This is a genomic window from Kitasatospora sp. NPDC059722 (genome assembly GCF_042733235.1).
Lineage (GTDB): Bacteria > Actinomycetota > Actinomycetes > Streptomycetales > Streptomycetaceae > Kitasatospora.
Genome location: NZ_JBHWGD010000171.1, coordinates 1 through 7,645, shown reverse-complemented (window position 1 = coordinate 7,645; position 7,645 = coordinate 1). Strand labels below are relative to the sequence as shown.

Sequence of the window (7,645 nt, the reverse complement as noted above, 5' to 3'; positions counted from 1 at the left end):
CGGCTGGAGGATCCTGGAGGATCCTGGAGGATCACCGTGACGCAAGGACGTCCAGGCTCGTCAGAGACCGCCTTCCTTTCCGACGGCGATGATCCGGCGCCCCACCTGGTTGGCGTGTTCGCCCGCCGTGGCGGCTTCTTTCAGCGCCGACATCAACAGGTCGCCGTCGTTGTCACGAACGGCGCCGTCGCAGTCCTGGCCGCTCTTCGTCAGGTGGGCGACGAACTCCTGCCAGTGCAGTTGCGCCTGGGGCTCGGGCACCCGGAAGTACGCGGCCGCGTCCGTGGCGACGGTCCTGATCCTCTCGCAGTGGGGCCGGACCGCGGAGCCCTCGACGGCTCCGTGCCCGTTCTCCAGCAGGGCTCCGAAGTCCCGGGTGACGGCCATGTACCGCCTCGACAGCTCTTCTCCGCCGTGGGTCCACCAGGCCACCACCTGGAAGGCCCTGGTGCGAGGAGCCGGTGGCGCCTGGTCGACCGACGGCGGAGTCCGGTCCGCGGAGGAGTCGCCCTGGGACGGCGCGCTCCAGAGCACGCTGCTCACCGCCACCGCGACGGTGCACGCGAGGCCCACGCCCATGCGACGTACGGTGAGGAGGCGGCGACCGGCCCGGGCCGCCCGGGTGACGGCGGGTGCGGTCTCCCTTGCGGCAGGCCGTAGTCGGCGGACGGCCCAGACCAGGGATGCGGCCACCGGCGCCGCCGCACCGCCGAGGACGAGAACGGGCCCCAGGATGAGGGAGAGCAGGTCCCACGTCCCGCCCGGGTGCCAACTGCACGACGGATAGAACGTCCTCAGCGCTTCGACGCACCCGCCGGACGACTCCGTGAGGAAGGTCGCCGCAGCCGCGAGGAGCACCGCGAGCTCGGCCGTGATGACTGCCACGAGCAGTCGGTAGCGGTGGCTCACCGCGCTCGCGACACCGGCCGCAACCGCCGCCGCCAGCACCAGGGAAGCCGCCCAGAGCACCAGGTAGGTCATGATGGAGAGGAGCACGCGGTCCTCGTACTCCGGCATCCGGGTGTGCAGCCAGGCCGTCGCGGCGATGAGGCCGGCCCAACCGGTCAACCCTCCGACCAGTACGGCGACCAGCAGCCGTCGCAGCTGCGGCAGGGGTTTCCGCGGCCCGGCGGCAACGCCGGCGAGCCGATCACCCGGTACGGCGGCGGCCAGCCAGCCGGGGACCCCGGCCGGTGGGCGAACGACCCAGGCCAGCAGGGGCACCACCCACAGGCCGAGGAGTGCGAAGAGGGCGAGCGGCGGGTCCGCCACCGTCTGCATCGTGGCCACCAGCGCGGCGCTCGTCGAGCGGCTGACGTCCGCAACCGGGAAGAGCCGGTACGCGCTGCCCGGGTTGAAGGCCGCCCCGAGGGCGATCGTCGCTCCTTCCCGGTGCCACCAGACGAACCAACAGGACATCGCCGCACAACCGGCCGCCAGGCAGACCAGCATCGCCGGGACGATGGAGCGGCCCGTCCAGACCCTGCTCCAGAGCAGCGCGCACTGGGCCGTCCAGCACCCGTACACGGCGCCGGCGAGGATGATCAGAACCAGGGCCCACGGCCGTTCGGGCGCCCAGTGACCGACGGTGAGTCCCCCGGCGACGGCCTCGGCGGCGGCCATCCCCACCCCGAGGAACAGGCCCGAGCGCACGCCGGAGGGCGGGCGGCGTCCGGTCGCCACGGCGTAGAGCACGGCACGCCAGATCGCCACCGCGGCCACCCCGGTGACGAACCCGGCGGCCACCACCTCCGCCGCCTGCTGGAACCACACACCGTCCAGCCCATGAGAGACCAGGTAGCCGTCCACCTGTGTGCCGAAGAGTGCGGCCGCGGCGCCGGTCAGGAACATCGGCAGCGCCCGCAGGTCGAAGAGCGCTTCCGGGTCCGTCAGGGAGTGCCGCCGCACGTCGAAGCGCGGGTGGGCACGCCAGAGTTCGGCGAAGGATCCGGCGGCACGGCGGAACGCTCCGCCGACCGGAGCCGTCGTCTCGCCCGCCCAGCCGTGCGGAGGCGCCCCCCAGCGCACTGCGGTGAGGTCGGCGTGGATCTCCCGGCTGCGCAGCACGTCCGACCGCGCGAGGTAGACCAGCACGGCCATGGCCACCGAGAGCGTGACGCTGCGGACCACACCGGGTACCTGCTGCGGCCAGTCGACGGCCCGCACCAAGGCCGGCAGATCCGCGAGGAACCATGCCGTGTAGGGAAGCATCACGAGCAGGACGTACACCCGCCACAGCGCGATCGTGGCATAGGTCAGCGTGACATCACCGTTGCGGACGTGCGCCAACTCATGGAGCAGGACGGCACGGAAGCGATCGGGCTCCGCGATCCGCCGGGACAGCAAGCCGCCGGCCAACCGGATCGTGGGCCGCCCGTTCCAGCCGAACACCACGGCGCTGCCGGAGGCCACCGCCGTCGGATCGACGACGACCCGGGGCATCCGGGCCAGACCGGCCGAGGCTGCCAGGGCCGCCAGTTCCCGCGCGATCGCGCCGTCCGCGTCCATCACGGCCAGCGGGACGCACCGGGCGCTCCGGGCCTTCCAGCGGGGCAGGAGCAGGAACAGCACGCCGGCCACGGCCGTCAGCAGCACCGCGCAGGCCGGAGCCAGCCACCACGCCGGGCTCGGCTCGTAGCGGGCGACACAGGCCTCGTACGCGGCAGGCTGGTTGAGCCCCGTCATGAGGAGAACCGAATCCGGAGTGTCGTACGGGTCGCCCCCCGCCGCGAGCAGACAGCCCGCGCCGTGCTGACTCGGCGAGATGGCACGCAGGTAGATGACCTGCGTCAGCATCGACCCGCTACTCACCACCAGGAGCGCCACCAGCAGCACGAAGCGCATGGTGGTCCCCGCGCCTACCGCCCGCTCGTCGAAGCGCGGCTGCGCCCTCATCGGCGTCGCCTCCTAGGCCGGGGACGGTGCGTCGCCGTGGTCCGGGTCGCCCGGATCGTCCGAGTCGTCGTCATGAGCGCTCTCCCGGTCCGGTTCACTGGTGGCCGCCAGCGCCAGGCGGGCCACCACGCTGTCGGCGATCACCATCGCGCGCTGTTCCTTGAAGCCCAGTCGAACGGCCGACTCCAGGACCTGTCGACGGACCTCGGCCAACTGTTCGGGGGTGAGAGCGGGTACCACCACCGGTGCCTTCTTCCGGCGGGCGATCCGGCGCACGGCCGCCTTGAGGCCGCCGGCCGCCCCGTCGGCGGCCGCGGTCCCGAATCGACGGGCCGCCTGGTCCACCGCGAGCCACACCGTCGGCGTGACCAGGACCGCGAGCTCGTCCAGGCCGAATCCCAGCGGCTCGTCCCGCGCCCTCCGGCCGAACCGCGCCACCACCGTGTCGTCGTCGAAGCCGGCCAGGCCCGCGAGGATCGGGAGTTCCTCCGGCGCGACCTCGGCCACCACGTCGCGCACGACCGTCCGGACCTCGATCTCGCCGCCGGTAGCCGCGTTCGCTTCCACTCGACCTCCATGAAGACCAGTCAATTGTCTTTCCTTGAAGACGATTTGACCATTCATGTCTCGCCGAGGGACCAGTTCGGGGAAAGAAGGGGTCCGCAGCTCCGGTCAGGCCGGTCGCCCGACCGAACCGCTCAGGACACCGAGCGACAGGTAGGCGAGGTCAGGACAGGTAGGCGAGGTCCGCCCATTCCCTGACCGCGAACTTCGCACCCTCGCGTACGACTCGTACGGCACCCCGGCCGCCGAAGTGGGCCGGGAAGAGGAGCGCGAGGTGGTCAGCGGTGCGGCCGAGCAGCTCGTGCCGGGTGGCACGGGACCGCGCCGGATCCTCGCAGAAGCCGGAGTTGGCCGACGGTGACGCAGCAGATCCTGTCGATCACCCGCTCACCGGACCAGGTGCTCGTCGTGTGCACCGCGGCCGCCGGCTCCTCCTCCGAGGAGGCCCTCACGCTGCTCGGCCGGGCGAGCAGCTTCCGGGCGACGCCGATGACGGCCCACCGCCCCGTCCTGGCACCCACCGGCTCGTGCCCGGCGTCGGACTCACCCCCGCCGCGGCCCTGACCCAGCCCTCAGCCGATGGGCCGGTTCCCCGGCAGCGGCTGCACCCCGGACGGCCCCGCACACGTGCGCGGGCGTCGGCGCGGCCTCGCCGCGTTCGGGGCACCACGCGACCTCACCGAATCCTCAGGGTCCGCCACCGAGACTGCCGAAACCGTCGCAGTGGGACGACACCCGAAGAGAGCGGAGCAGGCACAGTGCAACACCTTGCCCATGGCGGACGTGGTCCCCGGCCAGCGGCCGTCCCGCGCCGGGTCGTCGCCGCGCTGGCCCTGCTGGGCACGGCGGCACTCGCCGGCTGTGTGGGGCCTGCCGTCCCGCCCGCCCCACCCGCGGCGGCGGCGGCGGCCATGCCCGCCACCACCGAGCCCGCCGTCCGGCCGGACCTCGCCGGCTACTACGGCCAGCAGGCCCGCTGGAGCCCCTGCGGTGACGGCCTGCAGTGCGCCGCGCTGACCGTTCCCCTCGACTACGCACAGCCGGGCAGCGGGCAGACCTTCACCCTGCCGCTGGTCAAGCACCCCGCGGACGACCCCGCCCGGCGGATCGGGTCGCTGGTCTTCAACCCGGGCGGGCCCGGCGGCTCCGGGGTCGAGACCCTGAAGTCCGGCGGCCTCGACTCCTTCGGCAAGCAGGCCAGGGCGCGGTTCGACATCATCGGCTTCGACCCGCGCGGCGTCGCGGGCAGCCAGCCCGCCCTGGACTGCACGCCGCCCGACGAACCCGCGAACCCGGGCCCGACCGCCTCCGGGACGCCCGCACCGCTCTACCCTCGGACCCCCGCCGAGCGTGCCGCGGCGCTCGCCGACGCCGACCGCGAGGCCGCCGCGTGCAAGGCCCGCAGCGCCGGAATCCTCCCCCACGTGGGCACCCTCGACGCAGCACGCGACCTCGACGTCCTGCGCGCGGTCCTCGGCGACGACAAGCTCACGTACCTCGGCTGGTCCTACGGCACCTACCTGGGCACCATCTACGGCGAGCAGTTCCCCCACCGGGTGCGGGCCATGGTCCTCGACGGCGCCGTCGACCCGTCGCTCGACTGGGCCGGGCTGGCCCTGCGCCAGGCGAAGGGCTTCCAGCGGGCCGTCGACGACTACGCCGACCGCTGCGCGGCGGTCGTCGGCCAGGCCTGCCCCGCCGGCACGCCCGACGGCATCCGTGCCCTGATCACCGACCTGTACGAGACGGCCGCCCGCGACTCCGCGCCGGCCACGGGCCCGGAGCGGCGCCTCGACCAGAACACCCTGCACACCGCCATCACCACGTCGATGTACTCGCCGGACTCCCAGTGGCAACCGCTGTCCGAGGCCCTCGGCGCCGCCCGGCGCGGCAACGCCGCGAAGCTGATCGCCCTCGCCGAGCCGGACCCCGGCCACCACGACGACGGCCCGGAGACCGGCGGCGACCAGGCTCCCGACAACTCCGACGCCGCCCTCACCGCCGTCAACTGCCTCGACACCCCCTACCCCGCGGACCCGCAGGCGTACTGGGACCTGCTCGACCGCGCCCACCGGGAGGCGGGCGTGTTCGGCGCCGGCAGCGTCCTCTCCACCCTCACCTGCCGCACCTGGCCCGCAGGCCCGCTCAAGCCCCACCGCGCCACCCCCGCCGGACTGCCGCCCGTCCTCGTGGTCGGCACCACCGGCGACCCGGCCACGACGTACGAGGAGGCCCAGGCCCTCGCCGCCCAGCTGCCCGGCGGCATGCTCCTCACCTACCGGGGCCCCGGGCACACCGCTTACGGCCGCGGCAACGCCTGCGTCACCGACGCGGTCGACGCCTACCTCGTCGGCCTGGTCCCGGTCCGAGCGGGCGGAAGCTGCTGACGGCCTGGAGCTTCGTCGCGCCCGCCCCCGTCAGCAGGTACGCATGCGGAGCCCCGGAAACCCGATGTGGTACCGCGTGTGCCCCGTCGTGCCCTCGATGACGACGTGCTCCGCCTCGCCTCCGATGCGGAGTCCGGAGGCGGACGCGACGCCGGCCGCACGGGCGGTGCGCACGATCACGTCCGTCACGGCACCGTCGACCCCGCCCGGGCCGCCGGCGTCGATCAGCCACGGCGTGCACCCGAACTGCGGGCGCAGCGGGTGGTCGGACGGGAGCGTCTCCTCGATCGGGGTCCACCCGAGGGCGGCGGCCCGCTCGCCCCGGGCAGCCTCGGCGACACCGGCTTCGGTGTACCCGATGAGCAGGCGGCCGTCCCTGCAGTCGATGGCGAAGAGCAGGGGGCCGTCGCCGATCGAGCACCCGTACAGGGGCATGCTCTGGGCCAGGCCGGTGGCCCTGACCTCGGCGGGCAGCATCTGCAGGAATCCGCCGAGGGCCAGTTCGTCCCACTCGCCCGCGTACTCCGGGCGGGGGTGGTCCAGTTCGAGTCCGGCGCCCTGGAGGACCCCGACGTATCCGTCGCCGCCCTTCTGGTACCAGGACTCCCACACGGCGCTCGCCTGCAGGACGAGTTCGGGCCCGGCTCCGCCCGCGCGGAGTTCGAGGCTCGTCGCCCCCCTGCGCCACCGGAGGAACGGCCTGCCCCAGGAGGGAGCGAGCCGTTGTCCGGTCGGGCTGTTCCGGCCGTTGCCGCCGATGTAGGTCGCGTTCCCGAGCTCCTGCCGGAGTGCATCGGCGACCCGTCGGAACTCCTCGACCTGCGCGTGCACTTCAGCGGCCGGACGGCTGACCGGGACCACCAGCTCCAGGTACTCCTGGGACCGGGCCCACGGGCGCGCCCGCGCCTCGACCGGCACGAGCGCCGCGTCACCGCCCGGCAGCGCGGTCACGAGGCGGACGCGGCCGTCCGACCCGTCCGCCCACTCCCAGCCGAGCCGGCCGGCGAGTTCGCGCAGGCCCTCGCCGCTCCACCGCAGGCCGCTGCCCGCGTCCGCCAGGTTACGGGCGACGACCCCGACCTCCGCACTGCTGATCATTCCCCCTTCCTACCATCCCCCACTGACACACCTTCGGGACCGCCGTCAGCCCACCAACCGCCGGAACTCGGCGCGGTCCTCCGGCAGCCCGACCCTGCGGAGCCAGATGATCTTGTTGCCGATGGTGCCCCAGCAGCCGTCGTTGGCGGCGACGGCCCGCAGGAACGCGCGTTGGGCGGCGGTCGGTTCGGCGTCGGCGGGGAATCCGTCCGGCAGGGCCTTCACGAGCAGCGGGCCCCAGTCCCGTTCCACCGTGAAGTCGTCGGCGATCGGGACCAGCGCCAGCGCCGCCGGGAGCAGCTCGGCGAAATCGTCGACCCGGTCGATCGCCGCGGCCAGCAGCGTGAAGCGGAACCAGCCGTCGAACTGCGGCAGCGGCTCGGGGAACCAGCCGTCGGCGGCCTTCGGGTCCTCGAGTGCGGCCAGGAGCACCCGGGTGGCACGGGGGTCGGCGGCCGCCACGGGGGCGAGCGCAGCGCAGGCGCGGACGGCGGGATCGGCGTCGTCGAGCAGCTCGGCGGTGTCCTGGTGCCAGGCGCCGAGCGTCAGGACGGCTGCCGCGCGCTCGCGGCGGTCGGCGCTGTCCGCGAGGAGCCGGCGGAGGTGCTGCGCTGCCTCCGGTACGCGGTCGGCGAGTTCGGGGGCGTTCAGGAGGTGCCCGGCGGGGCGGTGGGGGGCCTCACGAACGGCCGGGTCCGGGG

5 protein-coding genes and 2 pseudogenes are annotated in these 7,645 nt (G+C 74.0%); 2 read left to right on the top strand and 5 right to left on the bottom strand.

What is annotated here, in order from left to right:
- Positions 1-60: 60 nt before the first annotated feature.
- The 3 genes and pseudogenes from ACFV4F_RS41365 to ACFV4F_RS41355 form a co-directional block, all read right to left on the bottom strand.
- Entirely contained in the window at positions 61-2,895 is a 2,835-nt protein-coding gene (locus ACFV4F_RS41365; protein ID WP_380510820.1) for a M48 family metalloprotease, read from the bottom strand.
- Positions 2,896-2,907: 12 nt separating this feature from the next.
- Positions 2,908-3,462, bottom strand: a complete 555-nt coding sequence (locus tag ACFV4F_RS41360) for a hypothetical protein (RefSeq protein WP_380445277.1) — start codon at positions 3,460-3,462, stop codon at positions 2,908-2,910.
- A 160-nt stretch (positions 3,463-3,622) separates the two neighbouring features.
- Positions 3,623-3,817: pseudogene (locus tag ACFV4F_RS41355) on the bottom strand (MBL fold metallo-hydrolase); the annotation flags it as partial.
- Here ACFV4F_RS41355 and ACFV4F_RS41350 point away from each other — a divergent pair.
- The gene (locus ACFV4F_RS41350) at positions 3,817-4,023 is read left to right on the top strand and encodes a hypothetical protein (RefSeq protein ID WP_380510817.1); all 207 of its coding nucleotides are present in this window, start codon (positions 3,817-3,819) and stop codon (positions 4,021-4,023) included. The pseudogene ACFV4F_RS41355 and the gene ACFV4F_RS41350 overlap by 1 nt on opposite strands.
- 347 nt (positions 4,024-4,370) lie before the next feature.
- Complete coding sequence (locus ACFV4F_RS41345) at positions 4,371-5,846, top strand: alpha/beta hydrolase (protein ID WP_380510815.1); 1,476 nt, start codon at positions 4,371-4,373, stop codon at positions 5,844-5,846.
- Between the two features lie 30 nt (positions 5,847-5,876).
- On the opposite strand, the gene ACFV4F_RS41340 is transcribed toward ACFV4F_RS41345, so the two are convergent.
- Both ACFV4F_RS41340 and ACFV4F_RS41335 read right to left on the bottom strand, forming a co-directional pair.
- Positions 5,877-6,944 carry a hypothetical protein gene (locus ACFV4F_RS41340; RefSeq protein WP_380510812.1) on the bottom strand — a complete coding sequence of 356 codons (1,068 nt, stop codon included), beginning with the start codon at positions 6,942-6,944 and terminating at the stop codon, positions 5,877-5,879.
- 45 nt (positions 6,945-6,989) lie between these two features.
- Positions 6,990-7,645, bottom strand: a pseudogene (locus tag ACFV4F_RS41335) (HEAT repeat domain-containing protein); the annotation flags it as partial.